This window comes from Tsukamurella sp. II2bb, from assembly GCF_057815145.1.
Genome location: NZ_JBYPZI010000009.1, coordinates 1 through 22000 on the forward strand (window position 1 = coordinate 1; position 22000 = coordinate 22000).

18 protein-coding genes and 1 tRNA gene are annotated in these 22000 nt (G+C 71.1%); 8 read left to right on the forward strand and 11 right to left on the reverse strand.

Features of this window, described 5'->3' with window-relative positions:
• Window positions 1-141: 141 nt before the first annotated feature.
• Window positions 142-747, forward strand: coding sequence for a hypothetical protein (locus AC21LY_RS18585; RefSeq protein WP_489048046.1), 606 nt, complete (start codon window positions 142-144; stop codon window positions 745-747).
• Window position 748: 1 nt separating this feature from the next.
• Here the strand turns inward: AC21LY_RS18585 and AC21LY_RS18590 are convergent, their stop codons facing one another.
• From AC21LY_RS18590 to rpmE, 4 genes are all read right to left on the reverse strand, one after another.
• Window positions 749-1408, reverse strand: coding sequence for an L-threonylcarbamoyladenylate synthase (locus AC21LY_RS18590; protein WP_489048047.1), 660 nt, complete (start codon window positions 1406-1408; stop codon window positions 749-751).
• Entirely contained in the window at window positions 1405-2229 is an 825-nt protein-coding gene (prmC, locus tag AC21LY_RS18595) for a peptide chain release factor N(5)-glutamine methyltransferase (RefSeq protein WP_489048259.1), read from the reverse strand. The genes AC21LY_RS18590 and prmC overlap by 4 nt, the downstream gene beginning before the upstream one ends.
• Window positions 2230-2243: 14 nt before the next feature.
• The gene (gene prfA / locus AC21LY_RS18600; RefSeq protein WP_489048048.1) at window positions 2244-3332 is read right to left on the reverse strand and encodes a peptide chain release factor 1; all 1089 of its coding nucleotides are present in this window, start codon (window positions 3330-3332) and stop codon (window positions 2244-2246) included.
• A 109-nt stretch (window positions 3333-3441) separates the two neighbouring features.
• Window positions 3442-3672, reverse strand: a complete 231-nt coding sequence (gene rpmE, locus AC21LY_RS18605) for a 50S ribosomal protein L31 (RefSeq protein ID WP_146435759.1) — start codon at window positions 3670-3672, stop codon at window positions 3442-3444.
• 269 nt (window positions 3673-3941) lie between these two features.
• Here rpmE and AC21LY_RS18610 point away from each other — a divergent pair, with 269 nt between their 5' ends.
• On the forward strand, window positions 3942-5594 hold the full coding sequence (locus AC21LY_RS18610) for a serine/threonine protein kinase (protein WP_489048049.1): 1653 nt from the start codon (window positions 3942-3944) through the stop codon (window positions 5592-5594).
• Between the two features lie 68 nt (window positions 5595-5662).
• Here the strand turns inward: AC21LY_RS18610 and rho are convergent, their stop codons facing one another.
• The 6 genes from rho to argS all read right to left on the reverse strand — a co-directional run bounded on the left by rho (window position 5663) and on the right by argS (window position 14670).
• Window positions 5663-7693 (reverse strand): transcription termination factor Rho, encoded by a 2031-nt coding sequence (rho, locus tag AC21LY_RS18615; RefSeq protein ID WP_489048050.1) that lies wholly within the window; start codon window positions 7691-7693, stop codon window positions 5663-5665.
• Between the two features lie 473 nt (window positions 7694-8166).
• Complete coding sequence (gene thrB / locus AC21LY_RS18620; RefSeq protein WP_489048051.1) at window positions 8167-9186, reverse strand: homoserine kinase; 1020 nt, start codon at window positions 9184-9186, stop codon at window positions 8167-8169.
• An 8-nt stretch (window positions 9187-9194) separates the two neighbouring features.
• Window positions 9195-10283, reverse strand: a complete 1089-nt coding sequence (gene thrC / locus AC21LY_RS18625) for a threonine synthase (protein ID WP_489048052.1) — start codon at window positions 10281-10283, stop codon at window positions 9195-9197.
• Entirely contained in the window at window positions 10276-11610 is a 1335-nt protein-coding gene (locus AC21LY_RS18630) for a homoserine dehydrogenase (RefSeq protein WP_489048053.1), read from the reverse strand. The genes thrC and AC21LY_RS18630 overlap by 8 nt, the downstream gene beginning before the upstream one ends.
• Window positions 11610-13043, reverse strand: coding sequence for a diaminopimelate decarboxylase (gene lysA / locus AC21LY_RS18635; protein ID WP_489048054.1), 1434 nt, complete (start codon window positions 13041-13043; stop codon window positions 11610-11612). Before lysA ends, AC21LY_RS18630 begins: the two co-directional genes overlap by 1 nt.
• Window positions 13018-14670, reverse strand: coding sequence for an arginine--tRNA ligase (gene argS, locus AC21LY_RS18640; protein WP_489048055.1), 1653 nt, complete (start codon window positions 14668-14670; stop codon window positions 13018-13020). The genes lysA and argS overlap by 26 nt, the downstream gene beginning before the upstream one ends.
• A 76-nt stretch (window positions 14671-14746) precedes the next feature.
• Here argS and AC21LY_RS18645 point away from each other — a divergent pair.
• The 6 genes from AC21LY_RS18645 to AC21LY_RS18670 all read left to right on the forward strand — a co-directional run bounded on the left by AC21LY_RS18645 (window position 14747) and on the right by AC21LY_RS18670 (window position 20468).
• A tRNA-Arg gene (locus AC21LY_RS18645) sits at window positions 14747-14819 on the forward strand.
• Between the two features lie 274 nt (window positions 14820-15093).
• A complete protein-coding gene (locus tag AC21LY_RS18650; RefSeq protein ID WP_489048056.1) occupies window positions 15094-16254 on the forward strand; it encodes an ABC transporter substrate-binding protein in 1161 nt (386 codons plus the stop codon).
• Complete coding sequence (locus AC21LY_RS18655) at window positions 16251-17336, forward strand: FecCD family ABC transporter permease (RefSeq protein WP_489048057.1); 1086 nt, start codon at window positions 16251-16253, stop codon at window positions 17334-17336. Before AC21LY_RS18650 ends, AC21LY_RS18655 begins: the two co-directional genes overlap by 4 nt.
• Window positions 17333-18127 carry an ABC transporter ATP-binding protein gene (locus AC21LY_RS18660; RefSeq protein ID WP_489048058.1) on the forward strand — a complete coding sequence of 265 codons (795 nt, stop codon included), beginning with the start codon at window positions 17333-17335 and terminating at the stop codon, window positions 18125-18127. The genes AC21LY_RS18655 and AC21LY_RS18660 overlap by 4 nt, the downstream gene beginning before the upstream one ends.
• Entirely contained in the window at window positions 18127-18780 is a 654-nt protein-coding gene (locus tag AC21LY_RS18665) for a class I SAM-dependent methyltransferase (RefSeq protein ID WP_489048059.1), read from the forward strand. Before AC21LY_RS18660 ends, AC21LY_RS18665 begins: the two co-directional genes overlap by 1 nt.
• A gap of 53 nt (window positions 18781-18833) precedes the next feature.
• Complete coding sequence (locus AC21LY_RS18670) at window positions 18834-20468, forward strand: FUSC family protein (RefSeq protein ID WP_489048060.1); 1635 nt, start codon at window positions 18834-18836, stop codon at window positions 20466-20468.
• Window positions 20469-20470: 2 nt separating this feature from the next.
• On the opposite strand, the gene AC21LY_RS18675 is transcribed toward AC21LY_RS18670, so the two are convergent.
• A complete protein-coding gene (locus AC21LY_RS18675) occupies window positions 20471-21988 on the reverse strand; it encodes an HNH endonuclease signature motif containing protein (RefSeq protein WP_489048061.1) in 1518 nt (505 codons plus the stop codon).
• Window positions 21989-22000: the final 12 nt, after the last annotated feature.

The following is a 22000-nucleotide window of genomic DNA, read 5'->3' on the forward strand; positions in this document are numbered from 1 at the left end:
AGCTCGCCGCCGAACCGGGCACAGTCCTCCTGAAACGACATGATCGCCGCAACCTCTCGTTGAGAGTGTTGCGACGATCATGTGAACCCGCCCGAGGGTCCGGGCGCTTCGTCGTCCCGGTGGCCGTGCCATCATCGACGAGTGAATCAGCCGCAGCTTCCGCCGCCCGGGTTCGTCCCCACCGGATACGGCGCCCCCACTCCCCCACCGCGCCGTTCCACCGGCCTCGTGGTGGGTCTCGTGGTCGCCTCGGTCCTGGCCGTCGCCCTCCTGGCGTCGACGGTGACCTTCGGGGTGCTGTGGAGCGGGGCGCAGGGCCGCGCCGACGCCGCGCGCTCGGAGCTCGCGACCGTGCAGCAGGAGGCCGCCGACACGAAGCGGGCGGAGAAGGCCGCCGCCGACTACGCGGCGGCCGCCTCGTCCTTCGACTACCGCGACCTCGGCCCGTGGCGCACCGCGGTCACCAAGAACGTCTCCCCGGAGCTGAGGACGAAGCTCGAGGGCACCGTCGGCGCGATGAACCAGCTGCTGCAGCCCCTGCAATGGGTGTCGAAGGGCACCGTCCTCGACTCCGTCGTCAACAGCCGGACGGGGCCGGTCTACAGGGTCAGCGCCTACGTCAAGGTCCACGCGACCAATGCGCAGGCGCCGACGGCCAAGGAGACGATCGCCGTCTACAACGTGACTCTGGACAAGAGCAAGGACTGGCAGATCACGGACGTCGGCGGCTCGCTGACGCCGAACTAGATCAGGCCAGCGATTCGACGCTGACGCCGAGGACCTCGGCGATCCGGGCGGTGCTCACGGCCGCCTCGCGCAGGACGCGCGGCTGCGGCCCGGACAGGTCGACGATGCTCGACGGTGCGGCGTGCTCCGACGGCCCGCCGTCGAGGTAGACGTCCACCGAGTCGCCCAGCTGGTCGCGCGCCTCCAGCATGGTGGCGGCGGGTGGGCGGCCCGAGACGTTCGCGCTGGAGACGGCCATCGGCCCGACCTCACGCAGGAGCTCGATGGCGATCGGATGCAGCGGCATCCGCAGCATCACGGTGCCGCGGGTGTCGCCGAGGTCCCACGCCAGGCTGGGCGCCTGCTCGACGACCAGGGAGACGGCGCCGGGCCAGAAGGCGCGGGTCAGCTCGCGCGCCTGGTCGCTGACGCGGCTGACCAGGCCGTCGATGGTGTTCCAGGAACCCACGAGCACGCCGACGGGCATGTCCGGGCCGCGGTTCTTCGCGGCCAGCAGATCGGCGACCGCGCGGCCGTCGAAGGCATCGGCGCCGATGCCGTAGACGGTATCGGTCGGCATGACCACGAGGCGGCCGCCCTTCACGGCGGCCGCGGCGGCGCGCAGGCCCGCGGCGCGGGAATCGGGATCGGTGCAGTCGAAGGCGCGGCTGGCGATGCTCACGGCTCCATCCTGCCAGTCACGTAGCGGGGCCTGCCCGCGAGGTCCCGGTGCCCGGTGACGTCGCCGAACCCCGCGGCGCGGAGCAGTTCCGCGGTGCCGGCACCGTTGCTGTCGTCGTGTTCCACCCCGAACGCTCCCCCGCCGGCGAGCAGCCGCGCGGCGAGCGGCGCGATCTCGCGGATCAGGTCCAGCCCGTCGGCGCCGGAGAACAGCGCGAGCGCCGGATCGGCCGCCGCCTCCCGGTCGAGGTCCGCGCCGTCGGGGACGTACGGCGGATTGCCGACCACGAGCTCCACGCCGCCGACGGTCCGCTCGATGCGGGCGGGCAGGTCGGGGTCGCGGACGTCGGCGGCGAGCACGGTGGCCCCGGTGCCGGCCGCGTTGCGGCGGAGGTAGTCCAGCGCCTGCGGGTCGCGTTCGACGAGCACGACCCGCGCGTCGGGCACCGTCGCCGTCAGATACAGGCCGAGGGCGCCGGAGCCGGCGCACAGGTCGACGATGCCCGCCCCCGGCCGGGCGGCGGACGCGGCCCACGCCGCGAGCCGCTCGGTCTCGGGGCGCGGGACGAAGACGCCGGGCCCGACGGCCAGCGTGAGCGGCCCGAAGTACGCGCGGCCGAGGATGTGCTGCAACGGTTCGCGGGCCGCCCTGCGCGCGATGAGGCCCTCGTACGCGTCGATCTGCGGTGCGGTGGCATCGTCGGCGATCGGGATGCGGCCGCGGTCGATGCCGAGGGCCTCCGCGAGCAGGACCTCCGCGTCGAACCGGGCCGACGGTACGCCGGCCGCCGCGAGCCGGGCCGTTGCGGCGGCCGCCAGCATCGTCGGCCGGGTGGTCACTCCGCCTCGAGCCGGGCCCGGCGATCCGCGGCCTGCAGCGCGTCCAGGAGCCCGTCGAGGTCACCGTCGAGGACCTGGTCGAGGTTGTGGGCCTTGAAGCCGATGCGGTGGTCCGCGATGCGGTTCTCGGGGAAGTTGTAGGTGCGGATCCGCTCGGACCGGTCGACGGTGCGGATCTGCGCGGCCCGCGAGTCCGACGCGGCGGCCTCCGCCTCCTCCTCCTTGAGCGCCTGCAGGCGGGCGGCGAGCACCTGCATCGCACGCGCCTTGTTCTGCAGCTGCGAGCGCTCGTTCTGGCAGGTCACGACGATGTTCGTGGGCAGGTGGGTGATCCGCACGGCGGAGTCGGTGGTGTTGACGCCCTGGCCGCCCTTGCCGGAGGACCGGTAGACGTCGATGCGCAGGTCGGACTCGTCGATCTGCACCTCCTCGACCTCGTCCGGCTCGGGGTAGACGAGCACGCCGGCGGCGGAGGTGTGGATGCGGCCCTGGCTCTCGGTGGCGGGGACGCGCTGTACGCGGTGCACGCCGCCCTCGAACTTCATCCGGGCCCAGACCCCGTCGATGCTGCCGTCCGCCCCCGGACCGCGGGACTTGATCGAGAACGTGGCGTCCTTGTAGCCGCCGAGGTCGGAGTAGGTGGCGCCGAGCGTCTCGACCTTCCAGCCGCGGCGCTCGGCGTAGCGCAGGTACATGCGGGCGAGGTCGCCGGCGAAGAGCGCGGACTCCTCGCCGCCCTCGCCCGACTTGACCTCGAGCACCACGTCGTCGGAGTCGTGCGGGTCGCGCGGCGCGAGGAGGTCCGTGAGCTGCTGCTCGAGCACCTCGATCTGCTCGGTGAGCGCGACGACCTCCTCGGCGAAGGAGGCGTCGTCCGCGGCAAGCTCCTGCGCGGCGGCGCGGTCCTCCCGGGCGGCCTCCAACTTGCGGTGCGTCGCCATGATCGGGGCCAGCTCGGCGAAGCGCTTGCCCACCTTGCGCGCGGCGCCGGCGTCGTTGTGCAGCGCCGGGTCGGACATCTGCAGCTCGAGGCCGGCGTACTCGGCGAGGATGTCGTCGATCGCGGAGGGGGACGTGGCGCTCATGGCGGCGGTGCCTTTCTCGGACGGTGCGGGAGGACGGGTGCGGGAGGTCAAGGCCCGTGAAACGCGCCGACGCCCGGCCTGCGGGGCAGGACGGGCGTCGGCGGGGGCACTACTCGGAAGCAGCGGCCTTGCTCGGGCGCTTGCCGTAGCGCTTCTCGAACCGGGCGACACGACCACCGGTGTCGAGGATCTTCTGCTTGCCCGTGTAGAACGGGTGGCACTGCGAGCAGACCTCGACGTTGATCCGGCCGTCGGCCTTGGTGCTGTGCGTCTCGAACGTGTTACCGCAACCGCAGACAACGGTGGTGGCCACGTAATCGGGGTGGATCCCCTGCTTCATGATTGCCGTCCTTCTCGTTCTTCGGTCGCCGGGTCGCCCTGGCGTGCGCCAAGGGCGTGAACCGGAACCCATACCGACGTTCCAGTATGCCAGAACGCACAGGACTTCGAGAAATTCCCGGTCGGCGGCGGCCCGGGTCACGATGCGGTAGCCGTTTGGCGGTTGACTGGTGGCCCGCAAGCCGGCCGGTGTTAGCTTCCAGCTGACAGTGGACCGGTTCGTCGCTGACGAACGAGCGGGCCGAGTGCGTGAGATGCGGGAGAGAAGACGTGAACGAGTCAGGCAACGGACCGGCGATCGAGCCCCCCGGCACCGTCATCGGCGGGTACGTCGTGGAGCGCTTGCTGGGCGCGGGTGGGATGGGCGCGGTGTACGCGGCCCGCCATCCCCGGCTGCCGCGCGTGGATGCGCTCAAGGTGCTGCCCACGGCCTTCTCCAACGACCCGACCTATCGGGCACGGTTCGAGCGCGAGGCCGACATGGCCGCCGGACTCGACCACCCGAACATCGTGCCGGTCTACGACCGGGGCAACGACGACGGCCGGCTGTGGATGTCGATGAAGCTGGTGCCCGGCCAGGACGCCTCGGCGCTGCTCGCGAGCAATCCGCACGGCCTGCCCGTGGACCAGGTGCTCACCATCGTGGACGCGGTGGCCGCGGCGCTGGACCATGCGCACTCGCGGGGCCTGCTGCACCGCGACGTGAAGCCGGGCAACATCATGATCGACACCACCGGCACTACCCCGCGGGTGATGCTCGGCGATTTCGGTATCGCCCGGCAGCAGCAGGAGCACAGCGACCTGACGTCGGTCGGGATGGTCGTGGGCACGCTCGACTACGCCTCGCCCGAGCAGCTCAGCGGCGAGCCGGTGGACGGCCGCAGCGACCAGTACAGCCTGGCGGGGACGACGGTGCAGCTGCTCACCGGCACCAAGCCCTACGGCGTGAGCAGCGGCACCGCCGTGATCCGCGATCATCTGATGGCGCCGCCGCCGATGCCGTCGCGGAACCGGCCCGGCCTGCCGCCGGCGATTGACGCCGTCATCGCCCGCGCGATGGCCAAGTCGCCGCAGCAGCGGTTCGCCACCTGCGAGGAGTTCGCCCGCGCCCTCCGGTCGGCCGCGTCGGGCGGCTACCCGCAGGCACCGTCGAACCCGACGGTGCGGGTGGCCACCCCGCCGCCCGGACCGGTCCGCGGCGCCGCCACTCCCCCGCCCTTCCAGGGGGCACCGTCGCAGCCCTTCGCGCGGCCGTCGGGCCCGGGCGCCCCGCCGCCCGCGCAGTTCGCCGGCCAGCAGGGCCCGTGGCAGGGCGGTCCGGCCGGCCCGACGGGCCCCGCCCCGAAGTCCGGCGGGACCCGTAAGGGCGTGGTCATCGGTGCGATCGCCGCCGTCGCGGTGGTGGCGGTGGCTGCGGTCGCGATCCTCGCCAGCGCGGGTTCTGACGAGGCGGTCGACGCCGGGCCCTCGAGCACGAGCTCCTCGACGACGTCGGTCGTGCCCGTGAACAACACGTCGACGCTGCGGGACGGCTACATCGATCCGTGCCTGCTCAACGCCGCGGCGATCTCGGCGCTAGGGATCAGCCCGCTGGTGGACGATGCCGCCCAGCGGGCCACCGAGGGCGTGAAGTTCGCGTGCAAGGGCTCGGACTCGAAGGCCAGCAACGCGGACGTGAAGTTCGCGACCTTCACGGGCTCGAGCTCGTGGGAGACCGGTACGCCGGTGGCGGTGCCGGGCTCGACGAAGTGGCGTTCGTTCACGGTGCCGAGCACCAACACCAAGACCCCGGACTACTGCGTGACCGCGTACAAGTCGCTGTCCAACGGCGTGCTGTACGTGGGTATGCAGAAGGTCGACAACCGCGACTGCGGCCGCGGCGCGGAGATCGCGAAGGCGATCACGCCCTACCTACCCCAGTAGCCGGCGAGACGCGAACGGCGCCCCACTCCAAGGGAGTGGGGCGCCGTCGTCACGTTCCGGCCGGGCGATCAGTCGTGGTCGCCGAAGCCGCTGTTCTTCTGCACCGTCATGAGGAACTCGATGTTGTTCTTCGTCTTCTTGAGCTGGCTGATCAGCAGGTCGATGGCCTGCTGGCTGTCCAGCGCCGCGAGGAGACGACGCAGCTTGTTGACCACGGCGGCCTCGTCGGGCGCCATGATCAGCTCGTCCTTACGGGTGTTCGACGCCGCGACGTCGACCGCCGGGAAGACGCGCCGCTCCGAGATCTTGCGGTCGAGCTTGAGCTCGGCGTTGCCGGTGCCCTTGAACTCCTCGAAGATGACGGTGTCGCCGGTGGAGCCCGTCTCGACCAGCGCGGTGGCGATGATCGTCAGCGAGCCGCCGTTCTCGATGTTGCGCGCCGCACCCAGGAACCGCTTCGGCGGGTACAGGGCCGTCGAGTCGATACCGCCGGAGAGGATGCGGCCCGACGCCGGGCTGGAGTTGTTGTAGGCGCGGCCGAGGCGGGTGATCGAGTCCAGCAGCACCACTACGTCCTTGCCGCCCTCGACCAGCCGCTTGGCCCGCTCGATGGCGAGCTCGGCGACCGAGGTGTGGTCCGACGGCGGGCGGTCGAAGGTGGAGCTGATGACCTCGCCGCGCACGCTGCGCTGCATGTCGGTCACCTCCTCCGGCCGCTCGTCCACCAGCACGACCATGAGGTAGCACTCGGGGTTGTTGGTGGCGATCGCGTTGGCGATGTCCTGCAGCACCGTGGTCTTACCGGCCTTCGGCGGGGCGGAGATCAGCGCGCGCTGGCCCTTGCCGATGGGCATGATCAGGTCGATCACACGGGTGGTGAGGATGTTCTGCGCGGTCTCGAGGCGCAGCCTCTGGTTGGGGTAGAGCGGGGTGAGCTTGTTGAACTCGGGCCGGTTCTTCGCCGACTCGACGTCCTGGCCGTTGACGGTGTCCAGGCGCACGAGCGGGTTGAACTTCTGCCGGTTGCCCTGGTTGCCGCGACCACCGCCGCCGCCCTGGTTGCCGCTGTCGCCCGACTCGCCGTCGCGGGGCATCTTCACGGCGCCCGTGATCGCGTCGCCGCGGCGCAGGCCGTTGCGGCGGATCATGTTCATCGAGACGTAGACGTCGTTCGGTCCGGCGATGTAGCCCGAGGTGCGCACGAAGGCGTAGTTGTCGAGCACGTCGAGGATGCCGGCCACGGGCTGCAGGACGTCGTCCTCGCCGACCTGCGGCTCGCTGTCGTTCTGGCCCCGGTCGCGGCCGCGACGACGCTCGCGGAAGCGGCGCCCGCGGCGCCCGGTCCCGTCGCCGTCGTCGGGCCCGTTGTTCTGGTTGGCATCGTTCGACGGTCCGTTGTTGCCGCGCTGCCGGTTCTCGCCCTGCTGGCGATCCCCCTGCTGCCGCTCCTGGCGGGCCTCGCCGCGCTGGCGCTCGCCCTGCTGGCGGTCGTTCTGCTGACGGTTCTCGCCCTGCTGGCGGTCGCCCTGCTGACGGTTCTCGCCGTCCTGGTTCTGGTTGCCGTTCTGGGCGCGCTCGCGGCGCTGACCGCGCTCGCGCCGCTGGCCACCCTCACGCTGCTGGCCCTGGTCACCGTCGTTCTTCGACGCGTCGCCCTGGGCGTTCGCCTCCGCGGGGGCGGCCGCCTTCGGCGCGTCGGCCGCGGGCGCCTCCGTCTTCGGGGCCTGTGCCTTCGGAGCATCCGCCTTCGGCGCCTCGGCCTTCAGGGTCTCTACCTTGGGAGCCTCGGCCTTCGGGGCGTCCGCCTTCGCGGTCTCGACCTTCGGGGCGGCCTCGGCCTTCGCGGCCTCCGACTTCGGGGCGGCGGCCTTCGAGGCGGCCTTGGCCGCCTTCGGCGCACCCTTGGGCGCGCCGCCGTGCTCGTTGATCGCGGCGATCAGATCGCCCTTGCGCAGGCCGGAGATGCCCTTGATCCCCAGCTCGCTCGCGATACCGCGGAGTTCGGCGAGCACCATGCCGTTCAGACCCGAGCGACGCCGCTCGTCGGCCCGGGTGGTGCTGGCCGTCTCGGGGCCGGTGGTCACGTCCGTTTCGGTCACGGAGTTCCTTTCGATTCCCCGTCCGCGTACTGCGGCAGCGGGGGCCTACGGTGCTCCGCCGGGCTTCTTGCGTTGATACACAAGTGTTTTCGCGGGGCGAGGCACGTCATCTGAAGGTGCTTCTGCGCTTCGGCCGCTGGCCCCGCAGCGGATGGCGGGGTGGGATTCTCGGCCTGGCACGGGTACCGGCGCGCCACCGCAGCTGGGACTGGTTGGTCAGGCATGAGTGGCAAGGTGCCGAAACAGCGTCCGCACATTGGTCGGACACGTTTGCCATGATAGCGCCCACGTCCGCACCCGGCAATCACCGCCCCCGCGTTTTCCCTCGGCCACCGTCGCATCCCGCCCTCGCCCGCACCCGCGGACGGACATCCGCGCATCTCCCGCGGCGGTGCGCACGGGCGCCGTGCGCACAGCCGCGCGGCGTACGCGGCTGCGTTCCCGCGCACGCGGCACGTACGCGGGAGGCACCGTCAGGACCGGGAGACCCCGTCGGCGATGGGGAGCTCCAGCACGGTGAACCCGGCCTCCACCGCGGCGTCCGACAACCGGACCGGGAGGACCTGCGGGGTCAGCGCCAGTACGGTGGGCCCGGCGCCGGAGATCGCGGCGGCCACACCGGCCGCGCGCAGCCGCTCGACCAGCGCGAAGGACTCCTTCATCGACGCGGCGCGGTACCGCTGGTGCAGCCGGTCGTCGGTCCCCTCGAGCAGCAGGTCCGGGTGCGCGGTGAGCGCGAGCACGACGAGCGCGGCGCGCGAGGCGTTGAACGCGGCGTCGGCGTGCGGCACCAGCCGGGGCAGCATGCCGCGGGTGACGGAGGTCGAGGACTGTACGTCGGGCACGAAGGCGTACGCCCGGATGTCGGGGTGCACCTCCACGCGGCGCGCCCCGTAGTGCACGGGGGCCGACGGTGCCGCGCTCGCCGCGGCGTGGTCGCGGTAGCCGGCGACGTCGGGGGCGGGCACGGCGGGCACCGTCCACGAGACGACGGCGCCGCCGAGCACGCTGGCGGACGCGTTGTCGGGGTGCCCCTCGAACTCGGACGCCAGCTGCACCATCTCGTCGGTGGTGAGACCGCGCGGGGCGTCGGCGTCCGCCGCGAGCGCCGCGGCGGCGGCGATCCCGGCGACGGCGGCCGCGGCGGAGGAGCCGAGCCCGCGCGAGTGCGGGATACGGTTCACACAGGTCAGCCGCAACCCGGGCGCGGAGACACCCAGGTGGGCGAGGGTGCGGCGCAGCGCGACGACCACGAGGTGCCGGTCGTCGGTGGGCACCTCGCCGGCGCCCTCGCCGGTGACGGTGATCGTCAGGTCCCCACCCGAGTCGGGGTCCGAGGGGTCCACGGTCTCGACGGTGACGTCGTCGTAGAGACCCAGCGCGAGGCCGAGAGTGTCGAAACCGGGACCGAGGTTGGCGCTGGACGCCGGGACGGTGACGGTGACCTTCAGCCCGACGGGCAGGACGAGGGGAGCGTTCGACGCTGGTGACACGGCCGCCCTTACTCCGTCAGGCCCATGGCCGCGGCCACGGCGACGGGGTCGATACCGACGCGGGCGATCTCGGGCACGCCCTTCAGAGCGGTGTCCGGGTCCTTGAGGCCGTTGCCCGTCACCGTGCAGACCACGGTGGAGCCCTTCTCGATCCAGCCGTCGGCAGTGGCGGCGAGCAGCCCGGCCACCGACGCGGCGGACGCGGGCTCGACGAAGACGCCCTCGGTCTTGGCGACGAGGCGGTAGGCCTCGAGCAGCTTCTCGTCCGTGGCGGCGCGGAACTCGCCGTTCGACTCGTCCTTGGCGGCCACGGCCTGGTTCCAGGACGCCGGGCTGCCGATCCGGATCGCGGTGGCGATCGTCTCCGGGTCCTTCACCGGGGCACCGTTCACCAGCGGCGCGGCGCCGGCGGCCTGCACGCCGAGCATGCGCGGACGCGATCCGATGATCCCGTCGGCGAAGTACTCGCTGTAGCCGCGCCAGTACGCGGTGATGTTGCCGGCGTTGCCCACGGGCAGCGCGTGCACATCGGGGGCCTTGCCCAGGGCGTCGACGATCTCGAAGGCCGCGGTCTTCTGGCCCTCGATGCGCACCGGGTTGACCGAGTTGACCAGCGAGATGGTGTCGAAGGTGGCCGTGGTCTTGCGGGCCAGCTCGAGACAGTCGTCGAAGTTGCCGTCGACCTCGATGATCTTGGCGCCGTACATCACGGCCTGGGCGAGCTTGCCCATCGCGATCTTGCCCGCGGGCACGAGCACGGCGCACTCGAGGCCGGCGATCGACGCGTACGCGGCGGCCGACGCCGAGGTGTTGCCGGTGGACGCGCAGAGCACGCCCTTCTTGCCGGTGGCCTTGGCCTCGGTGACGGCCATCGTCATGCCGCGGTCCTTGAAGGAGCCGGTCGGGTTGAGGCCCTCGACCTTGAGGTGCACGTCGCAGCCGGTGAGCTCGGAGAGCGCGCGGGCCGGGAGCAGCGGGGTCGCGCCCTCGCGCAGCGTGACGGGGGCCCAGCCCGGCTCCCACGTGTCGCACACGGGCAGACGGTGCCGGTAGGCCTCGATCAGGCCGGGCCAGGGCGTGTGGACGGTGCTAGTCATTGGTTCCCTCCAGACGGAGCACGGAGGACACGGCGGTCACCACGTCCAGGTTCTTCAGGGCTTCGACGGTGGCCGACAGGGCCGCGTCGGGCGCCTTGTGGGTGAGGATCACCAGTCGCGCACCCTGATCGGGGGTGTCCGCCTGCTGGCGGACGGTGCTGATGGAGACGTTGCGCGCGGAGAACTCGTTCGCGACGGCGCTGAGCACACCGGGCCGGTCGGTGACCTCCATGGCCACGTAGTAGCGGGTGAGCACCTCGCCGATCGGCGCGATCGGCAGCTTGGCGTAGGCCGAATCGCGCGGGCCGCGACCGGAGACGACCTTGTTGCGGGCCGCGGCCACGAGGTCGCCCATCACCGCCGAGGCGGTGGGCGCGCCACCCGCGCCGGCGCCGTAGAACATGAGCCGGCCGGCGTTCTCCGCCTCGACGAAGACGGCGTTGTACGCGCCGTCGACGCTGGCGAGCGGATGCTTGAAGGGCACCAGCGCCGGGTAGACCCGGGCCGAGACCCGCTGCGCGCCCGTGGCATCGGTGAACTTCTCGCAGATCGCGAGGAGCTTGATGGTGCAGTCGAAGGCCTTCGCCGCCTCGATGTCGGCGGCGGTGACGCCGGTGATGCCCTCGCGGTAGACGTCGGCGGCCTTGACCCTGGTGTGGAAGGCGATCGACGCGAGGATCGCGGCCTTGGAGGCGGCGTCGTAGCCCTCGACGTCGGCGGTGGGGTCGGCCTCGGCGTAGCCCAGGCGCCCGGCCTCGGCGAGCACGGCCTCGTACGCCTCCCCCTTCTCCGCCATGTTGGAGAGGATGAAGTTGGTGGTGCCGTTGACGATTCCCGCCACCAGCTCGACCGAGTCGCCCGCGAGGGACTGCTGCAGCGGACGGATCACGGGGATCGCGCCGGCCACGGCGGCCTCGAAGTACAGGTCGGCATTGGCCTTGTTGGCGGCGTCGGCGAGCTGCCCGGTGTACTCGGCGAGCAGCGCCTTGTTGGCGGTGACCACCGACTTACCGGCCTTGAACGCCCGGAGCATCAGGGTGCGGGTGGGATCGATCCCGCCCATCACCTCGACGACGATGTCGACGTCGTCGCGGCCCACGAGGGCCTCCGCATCGTCGGTCAGCAGGCTCTGCTGCAGGCCGAGGGCGTCGAGACCGCGGTCCTTCGTGATGTCGCGCACCGCGATCCCGCGGATGACGAGCTTCGCGCCGACGCGGGCCGCGAGATCGTCCGCGTTCTCGACGAGGATGCGTGCCACCTCGGTGCCCACCGTGCCCATGCCGAGAAGGGCGACGCCCAGTTCCCTCTGCTGTGCGGAATCAGTCATCAGAGCACCTCCAGGCTCACCAGGTCATCGACGGTCTCCCGGCGCAGGATCACCCGCGCCGTGCCGTCCTTGACCGCCACCACAGCCGGTCGGGGCTGCATGTTGTAACGGCTCGACATCGAATAGCAGTACGCCCCCGTGGCGGCGACGGCCATGAGGTCGCCCTCCACCAGATCCGCGGGGGTCGCGGTGTCGCGCACCAGGATGTCGCCGGTCTCGCAGTGCTTCCCGACGATCCGCGATCGGACCGGCTCCCCCTGCGGGTCGCGGCTCGCGACCGCGGCGGTGTACTCGGCGCCGTACAGTGCGGTGCGGATGTTGTCGCTCATACCGCCGTCCACCGAGACGTACCGCCGGAAGCCCTGCGCGACAGCGGCATCGTCCTCGGACCCGGCGTCGATCACGACGTCCTTGATCGTGCCCACCTCGTAGAGGGTGATCCCGGGCGGGCCGGCGATCGCGCGACCGGGCTCGACCGCGATGTGCGGAGCCGCCAGTCCCAGTGCGGCGGACTCGGTCTCGACGATGTGCCGCAACTTCGCCGCGAGATCGGCGACGGGCGGCGGGTCGTCGTGCGCGGTGTACGAGATGCCCAGGCCGCCGCCGAGGTCGATCGTGCGCAGCTGCGCGGTCTTCTCGGCTCCGAAGCGGGCGACCACGTCGCGCAGCAGCTCCAGCACGCGACGGGCGGCGAGCTCGAAGCCGTTGACGTCGAAGATCTGGGAGCCGATGTGGCTGTGCAGGCCCACCAGTCGCAGATGCTCGGCGGCGAAGACGGCGGTGACGGCCCTCATCGCCGGCGAATCCGCACCGGCTCCGCCGGATCCACGGCCCGCAGCGGTCGCGAGCGAGAAGCCGAACTTCTGGTCCTCGTGCGCGGTGGAGATGAACTCGTGGGTGTGCGCCTCGACGCCCGGGGTCAGGCGGATCAGCACCTCCTGCACCACGTTCCGCTCCCCCGCGATCCGGTCGAGCCGCGCGATCTCCGAGAGCGAGTCCACCACGACGTGCCCGACGCCCGATTCCACGGCGTAGTCGAGCTCGGCGGCGGACTTGTTGTTGCCGTGCAGCGCGATCCGCTCCGCGGGGAAGCCGGCGCGCAGCGCGACGGCCAGCTCGCCGCCGCTGCACACGTCGAGGTTCAGGCCCTCGTCGCGCACCCAGCGGGCGATCTCCATGGAGAGGAAGGCCTTCGAGGCGTAGTGCACCGCCGCGTCCTCGCCGAAGGCCTCCCGCATGCCGCGGCAGCGCGCCCGGAAGTCGTCCTCGTCGATGACGAGCAGCGGGGTGCCGAACTCCGCCGCGAGCGCGGTGGCGGACACCCCGGCGACGGAGAGGGCACCGTCGGCCTCCCGGCGCGCGTGGGCGGGCCACACGGCCCGGTCCAGTTCACTCACGAGTTGCCTCTCACATCTTCTCGGGTGCCGAAACACCCACGAGGGTCAGGCCGTTCGCGAGCACCTGGCGAGTGGCGGCGCACAGCGCCACCCGGGCACGGTGCAGGTCGGTCGGCTCCTCGTCGCCCAGCGGCAGCACGCGGCACTCGCCGTAGAAGCGGTGGTACGCGCCCGCCAGCTCCTCGAGGTAGCGCGCGATGCGGTGCGGCTCACGCAGATTCGCGGCGCCCGCGGCCACGGCCGGGAACTCGCCGAGGGTGCGCACCAGGTCGCCCTCGCGGGCGTGATCGAGCAGCCCCAGATGCTCCGTCGACGGTGCGATCCCCAGCTCCCGCGCCGACCGCGCGATCGCGGAGAGCCGGGCGTGCGCGTACTGCACGTAGTAGACGGGGTTCTCATTGCTGGCCTGGGCGAGCAGGTCGAGGTCGAGGTCGATGGAGGTGTCCACCGAGCTGCGCACCAGCGAGTACCGCGCGGCGTCCACGCCCACGGCCTCCACCAGGTCGTCGAGGGTGATGACGGTGCCGGCCCGCTTGCTCATCCGGACGGGCTTGCCGTCCTTGACCAGGTTCACCAGCTGCCCGATGAGGACCTCGATGCGGTCCGGGTCGTAGCCCATCGCGGCCGCAGCCGCGCGGAGCCGGCCGATGTAGCCGTGGTGGTCGGCGCCCAGCATGTAGATCGCGAGCGTGAAGCCGCGGTCGAACTTGTGCTTGATGTAGGCGATGTCGCCCGCGATGTAGGCGGCATTGCCGTCGGACTTGATGACGACGCGGTCCTTGTCGTCGCCGTAGTCGGTGGCCCGCAGCCACCACGCGCCGTCCTTCTCGTACAGGTTGCCGTTGTCCTTGAGCTGCTGGACGCTGCTCTCCACCAGGCCCGAGGTGAACATCTCGTCCTCGTGCGTGAAGACGGCGAAGTCCGTACCGAACTCGTGCAGGGTGCGCTTGATGTGCGCGAACATCAGCTCCACGCCGTCGGCCCGGAAGGCCTCGACCCGCTCGGCCTCCGGAAGCTCGAGGATGCCCGGGTGCTCCGCCACGACGGTGGCCGCGATGTCGTTGATGTAGTCGCCGGCGTAGCCGTCCTCGGGGGTCGGCCCGCCCTGGGCCGCCGCGTCCAGCGAGCGGGCGAACCGGTCGATCTGCGCGCCGTGGTCGTTGAAGTAGTACTCGCGGGTGACCTCGGCGCCCTGCGCCTCGAGCACGCGGCCCAGGCTGTCGCCGACCGCGGCCCAGCGGGCGCCGCCCAGGTGGACCGGCCCCGTCGGGTTGGCGGAGACGAACTCGAGGTTGATCAGCGCACCGTCGAGCGCCGTCCCGTGGCCGAACGCGCCCGCCTGCTCGAGGATGCTCACGACGAGCTGGTTCTGCGCGTCCGCGGCGAGGCGGATGTTCAGGAAGCCCGGGCCCGCGACGGTGGCCTCGTCGATCCCGTCCGCGTTGCCGAGCGCCTCGGCCAGCCAGGTGGCGAGCTCGCGCGGGTTCACGCCGGCCTTCTTGGCGACCTGCATCGCGACGTTGGTCGCGTAGTCGCCGTGCTCCGGATTGCGGGGCCGCTCGACGGTGACGCGATCCGGCAGCACTGTCGCGTCGAGACCGCGCTCGGTGAGCACGGTGGTCGCGGTGGCATGCAGGAGTTCCGAAAGGTCAGCGGGAGTCACCAGACCATCCTAGGGGGCGCCTGACCGCCCGGTTTCCGCCGGGCCCGCCCTATGCGCTAACCTAGCTAAGCCCTGCGCCCCCGTAGCTCAGGGGATAGAGCGTTCGCCTCCGGAGCGAAAGGCCGCAGGTTCGAATCCTGCCGGGGGCACTCTTTTCGCGTCTTCACGCAATCCGCACCGTGCGATTCCCGCCGGGCGCAGCACGTGAGACGTACGACCTGCGGATCAGCAGGTCTCCAACCGATTCGTGCTTCATTCGATTCAGCCCCGCCGACGCATCCGTCGCTATCGGCGTGGATCGGCGACCATCCAAACGTTTGTAACGCACAGCAATGATCGCTCTGGCGGATTCCGCTGAGGGAGTGCGGAATCCGCGTCAAGATCACTCTTCCCAACGAGACAAGGTGAGGCTAGCATCGCCTCATGAAATTTAGCCTTACCTCATCTCGACGCATCGCAGCGGCGCTCGCCGCCGTCGCCGTCGCCTCCGGCCTGGTCGCCTGCGGGCCGAACGGTGGGTCGGACAACAGCGCGAGCACCGTCACTGTCACGGACATCGAGGGCCGGAACGTCCAGGTCAAGGCCGATGCGCAGCGGTTCTTCCTCGGCGAGGGCCGGCTCCTGTACCTGACCGCGATGCTGGACAAGGAGGAGCCCTTCAAACGGATCGTCGGCTGGCCGGACGATCTGAAGACCGCCGACCTGGACACCTACGACAAGTACCGCGCGAAGTTCCCGCAGATCGACCAGGTTCCCGAAGTCGGCGCACTCGCGAAGGGCTCCTTCTCCGCCGAGAAGGTCATCGACCTCAAGCCCGACGTCGTGGTGCTCACCAAGAGCGGCTTCAAGAGCGCGCAGGAGATCGGCGCCGTCGAGACCCTGGCCAAGGTGGGCATCCCGACGGTGGTCGTCGACTTCCGCGACAAACCGCTCGAGACGACGGTGCCCAGCGTCCGACTCCTGGGCAAGCTGATGAACCGCGAGGCGCGGGCGACGAGCTTCGCCGACTACTACGCCCAGCAGATCGACCTGGTCAAGAACCGCGTCGCAGGCACCACGCCGCCCACCACATTCCTGTACCGCGCCGCGGGCATCACCGCATGTTGCGCCACGTTCGGTCCGTCGAACCTCGGCCAGGTGATCGAGCTCGCGGGCGGGAAGAACCTGGGATCGCAGTTGCTGCCGGGCGAGAGCGGCTCCGTCGCCGAGGAGCAGCTGTTCGCGAGCAACCCCGACCAGATCGTGATCACCGGATCGAACTGGACCCGTTCCAAGACCCAGGTGCCCGGCGTCGGCTTCATCAGCCTCGGTTACAACTCGGACGAGGCCACGGCGCGCAAGCAGCTCGACGCCCTCGTCGCGCGCCCCGGCTGGGACGACCTCAAGGCCGTGAAGAACCACGGCGCGCACGGGCTCTGGCACCAGTTCTACGGCTCCCCGTACAACTTCATCGCAGCGATCCAGATCGCCAAGTGGCAGCATCCGGACAAGTTCACCGATGTCGATCCCACCGCGATCTTCAGGCAGTTCCACGAGAACTTCCTGCCCATCACCTACAGCGGCACCTTCTGGGTGGACCAGTGACGCGCACCGAGACACCGCCTGTCGCCGCCGCCGCTCCCACCGTGGCCGCGGTGACGGCGTACCGCCGGCTGGCTCTCCGGCGCAGGCTCCTGCTCTCGGGATTGGTTCTGGCGCTCGCCGTCTCGATCATCGCCGACGTGGTGACCGGCCCGTCGCAGCTCTCCGTTCCCGACGCGGTGTCGACGGTCTTCGCGCCCTGGGCGTCGACGCCGATCGAGCACGCGATCATCTGGAACATCCGACTTCCGATGGCGCTCATGGCGGTCGCCGTCGGAGCTGCTCTCGCCGCGGCCGGGGTGCAGATGCAGACCATCCTGAACAACCCCCTGGCCGAGCCGTTCACCCTGGGGATCGCGGCTGCCGCGAGCTTCGGCGCCGCCACCTCGATCGTGGTGGGTGCGAGCGTGCTGTCCGTCGGCGGGCTGTTCCTCACCGCGGCGAACGCATGGCTCTTCGCGCTCCTGGCCTGCCTCGCGGTGCAGAGCCTGAGTCTGCTGCGCGGCGCCACGTCGGAAACGATGATCCTGCTGGGCATCGCCCTGGTCTTCCTGTTCAGTGCCATGTTGTCGTTGCTCGAGTTCAGCGCGTCCGAACAGCAACTGCAGCAGGTGATCTTCTGGACGCTCGGAAGCCTGACCAAGGCCGGCTGGCCGCAACTGGCCCTCCTGGCGGTGGTGCTCGTGCTCGTCGTGCCGCTGTGCGCCCGCGCCGCGTGGAAACTCACCGCGCTCCGGATGGGCGACGACCGCGCGGCCAGCCTGGGAGTGAACGTCAAGCGGGTCCGGATGACGGTGCTGCTCGGGGTCTCCGCACTCGCGGCCACCGCCGTGGCCTTCGTCGGCACGATCGGCTTCGTCGGACTCGTCGGCCCGCACGTGGCGCGCATGCTCCTCGGCGAGGACCAGCGGTACCTACTGCCCGGGTCCATGCTCTGCGGCGCACTGCTGCTGTCCGTCACGTCCATCGTGAGCAAGCTGCTCGTGCCCGGCGTCGTCATTCCGGTGGGCATCATCACCGCACTGGTGGGAGTGCCCTTCTTCATCGCCATCGTCTTCACCCGGCGGAAGCAGATGTGGTCATGAGGGTCCGGACGGACGATCTCCACTTCGGCTACGGATCGCGCGAGGTACTGGCCGGCATCACGATCGACGAATCGTCGGCCGGTCTGATCACGGCTCTGATCGGCCCGAACGCGGCCGGCAAATCGACCTTCCTGCGCTGCCTGGCGGGCCTGCTCCAGGGGCGCGGAGCCGTACACATCGGGGGCCACGAGGTCACCCGTCTGCGCGGCTCCGAGCGCACCCGAATCGTCGGGTACCTCCCACAGGATCTGCCCAACTCCGCCTCGCTCACCGTCTTCGAGGCGATCCTCGTGGCACACCGGCAGACCCGTACGGGCTGGCGCGTCGAGGACGAGGACGTCGCCGCCGTCTCGGCGATTCTCGACCGGCTGAGCCTGAGCCACCTCGCGGTCCGCAGCCTGGGCGAATTGTCCGGTGGTCAGCGCCAATTGGTCGCAGTGGGTCAAGCACTCGCAACCGAGCCACGCGTACTCCTGCTCGACGAGCCGACCAGCGCCCTGGACCTGCACCATCAGCTCGAACTGCTCACTCTCGTGGCCGAGGTGGCCCGGGAACGGGACATGACCGTCTTCGTCGCCGTCCACGACCTCAACCTGGCCGCACGCTTCGCCCACCGGATCCTCGTCCTGCATAACGGGACCCTCGCGGCGCAAGGCGCGCCGGCCGAGGTGCTGACGCCGGAACTGCTCAGCGAGGTCTACCGGGTCCACGCCCGAATCCTCCACGACGAGGACGGCACCCCGTTCGTCCTCGCCCTTCACCATCTCGACCCGACCAAGGAGCTCATCTGATGTCCGATGCCGTCAAGGAAGTCGTCCGCAGCCACTGGGACGCCCGTGCCGCCACCTTCGACGAGGGCCCCACCCACGGGCTGCACACCGACGAGCAGCGAGCCGCATGGGCCGGGCTGGTCGAAACCTGGTCCGGGAGCGGCACCGTCGATGCCCTCGACGTGGGATGCGGCACCGGATTCTTCTCCCTGCTCCTCGCTCGGCAGGGGCACCGTCCCGTGGGGATCGACGTCGCCGAATCGATGCTCTCCCTCGCACGGGAGAAGGCCGCTGCGGCGGGAGTCGTCGCCGAGTTCCGCACCGCCGACGCCGAACACCTTCCATTCGAGGCCGATTCGTTCGACCTGGTGATCGAGCGCCACGTCATCTGGACCCTCCCCGATCCCGCAGGCGCGCTCGCCGAGTGGGCGCGGGTCCTCCGGCCGGGCGGCCGCGCCGTCCTGGTCGAAGGCGTATGGGGCGGCACGGGCACCGGTGACTACGCGCCGATCCGCGAGTCGCTCCCCCTGTACGGGGGAAGCCCGGCCGCCACCCTGCAGCAGCTCGCACTCGAGAACGGATTCGCACGCACCGAGGTGGAGCCGCTCATGGACAGCGCACTGTGGCTCGGCGCCCCCGAGCGGGAGCGCTACGCCCTGCACGCCTGGGTGTGAAGCCGGGAAGGGCATGACACCTGTCACCGCACCGATGGTGATCAAATAGGTAGGTGAGTGAACCACTTCCCGAGCCCCTGCCCCGCGTCCCGCGTGTCCGCTCGCTCGTCTTCGCCGACGGTGCGCCCGTCTGGCGCTGGCGGGCCGGGCTGCGGGCCGCGGCGGCGGTCGCGATCCCGGGCTCGGCGCTGGTCGCGGCGGGCCACGCGAACGCCGCGCTGTTCACCACGTTCGGCGCGTTCGCGGTGCTGTACGGCGAGGGCCGGGCGTACCGGGTGCGCGGCCAGGTCGTCGCGTCGACGGCACTGGCCCTGCTGGTCTCGACCGCCATCGGCGCCCTCATCGGCTGGACCGTGCCGGCCGGCGGCATCACGCTCAAGGTGTGCGCCGTCCTGATGGCGGTGGTGCCGGCGGTGATCGCGGTGCACGTGGTGGATGCGCTCCGGCTGGGGCCTCCCGGCGCGCTGTTCTTCGCGATCGTGGGTTCGGGTGCGCTGATCGCGGTGGAGTCCGGCGCCGAACCGGGGATGCTCGTGGTGGCCGCGGCACTCGGAGCGGTGAGCTCGGTCCTCGTCTCGCTGGCCGGCGCGCTGGTCGACCCGTCCGCGCCGCAGCGCGAGGCGACGGCCCGCGCCGTCGGCGCTGTGGGCGCCGCGCTCTCCGGCGACGGCCCGCCGTCCGCCGAGCAGCGGCACGCCGCCGGGTCCGCGCTCGTCGCGGCGTGGTCGACGATCGATGACGCGCGGGCCGCGCGGCGGCCCGCCGACGCGGAACTGATCGTCGCGCTGCGCGAGGCCAACGCGCGGTTCGCCGCGTCCGTGACCGACGACTCCGATACCGAGGTCGATCCCACCCGTGAGGTCACCACCTCGCGCCTGCGGCCGACCGTCGGATACCGGTTCCGCCGCTCGCTCAGCCCGTCGTCGCACGCGGCAATCACCGCCGGACGGGTCGCGGTGGCCTGTCTCGCCGCGGGCGCGGTGAGCCTCGCCCTCGGCCTCGACCGTCCGCATTGGGCGGCGATCAGCGCCCTCGTCGTCCTCCAGACCGGAGTCGACCGCATCCACGGCACAGTGCGCGCGCTGCATCGGTTCCTGGGCACCGCGGTCGGTCTGGTCCTGTTCGCGGGACTGCACGCGCTGGCCCCGCACGGCTACGTCCTGATCGCGGTGGTCGCCGTCCTGCAGTTCTCGATCGAGATGCTCATCGTGCGGAACTACGCTGCGGCCGTGGTCATGATCACGCCGGTGGCCCTGCTCGCCAGCGGAGCCGGCGTCACGGGTGGCGCCGCCGGACCGGTCATCCGCGACCGCCTGCTGGAAACCCTCGTCGGCGTGGTCATCGCGCTGCTGGTCATGTTCCTGCTGGACCCGAGGGCGCACCGCCGAACCCTCGCGTGGACCGACCAGCGGATCCGGTCTGCGGCCATCGGTCTCGTCGACGCCGCGACGACGGCGCCGGCGGGCACGGCCTCGGCGCAGGAGGCCGCCCGGCACCTGCACTTCGAGCTGGAGGGCGGCGTCCGGGCGGGCATCGACTCACTGCACAACGAGCCGGCCTGGGCGCAGGAGCGCTGGCCGGCCCGCGCCGCGCTGGTGCACGACGGCTACGACCTCACTGCGTCGTTCTGGACCACCCCGCCCGAGCGGCGCCTCCCGGACGGCGACGCCTGGCGCCGCCGGTTCTGATCTCAGGCCGCGCAGGCGTCGTCGTACGACGGTGCGCACCAGGCGGTGTCGGCATCGTGTTCGACGAGCATCTCCTCGAGAAGCGGTGGGCCGTGAGGACTGTCGAGAACCTTCGCGATCAGCTCGTGGTCGGCGCAGGATTCCGCGAACTGTCGGCGGATGTCCTGTTCGACCCACGCGTCTCGGAACTGCGCGCACCGTGTCCGCCAGCGGGCGAGTGCTTCGCGATGGAGTTCCTCGGCGTGGCGCCGATGGTTGACGCGGTACGCCCCCGCGGGGTCGGCGCCGCGACGCCACCCGGTGCGGCCCCCGTACGATTCGCCGGGCGGGATCGTGATCGTCTCCCAGCCGCGCGGGTTCTCCGTCAGGTCGGGCACGACCTTGCCGTGGTGGGCATCGCAGGCGAGGGTGAGCGCGGTGATATCGGTGGCGCCGCCATCCGTCCACTCGGTGATGTGGTGCACCTGGCAGCGGGTCGCGGGCGCGTCGCATCCGGGTGCAGTGCAGCCCTTCTCGGATCCGTAGAGCGCGATCCGCTGATCCGCCGACGCGAGGCGCTTCTGCCGCCCGAGGAACAACGGGCGCGATGCCAGGTCGAGCACCAGGACGTACTTGGGGTTGGCGCCCATCATCCGCAGCGCATCCTCGACGGGGAGCCGCCCACCCGTTGCGGTGGTCGCGATCCCGGTCTGGGATTCCAGCTGGTCGATCCCCACCGTGATGATCGGGACGCAGGGCAGGCCGCGATGGCTGCCGAGTTCACCCGAGCCGATCGCCACGCCAAGAGCATGCGCCAGCGCATCGTGGTTGCGTTGCGCAGCAGTGCGCGTGTCCCGCGCGGCGGCCTCGCGGATCGCGTCCGCGTCACCGGGGTCGACGGGGGTCGTCGCATCGTCGGGATTCACGACGCCCGGCCGGGCGAACTTCTCGAGCACCGCATCGAGGAGGGCGCGGCACTCGGGCGAGAGGGCGCCGCCGATGTCGGACATGAGGTCATCACCCTGACCACTCACGGTGAGTTCGCGCGAGCGCCGGATGCGATCCTGATCGGGCTCGGCACCGTCGGGATCCAGGAGGGCGAGGGCGCGCTTGCCGATCACCACGATGTCGTCCGGCGGAACGCTTTCCGCCGCCGTCACGAGGATCTCCTCGAGATCATCGAGATCACGACCGTTCAGGCGGTAGCACTGGTCGAGAACCTTCCCCATCGCGGTGGCATGCCGCTCGGAGATGCGCCCATCGCGTTGCGCCGCCGCGATGAGCTCGTACTTCGGCTCCGGCGCGAAACCGCAAGCGTGACGCGGCACGCGGTTGTACGCGCCGTGCATCCGGTCGCGTGCCTCCGCGCCCGAGAGTCGCAGTTGGTCCACGAGAAGTTCCTTGATCCCCGTGTAGCCCAGCTCCCCGGGCAGGCCCTGTTCGAACGCGACCCCGGCGAGCACGTTCTGCCCGTAGGGCACCGTGCGCGCCGCCGTCTCCAGCCTGCGCAGGCTCTCGAGTAGCTGCTGCGAGGAGAGCATCACGGGATCGGC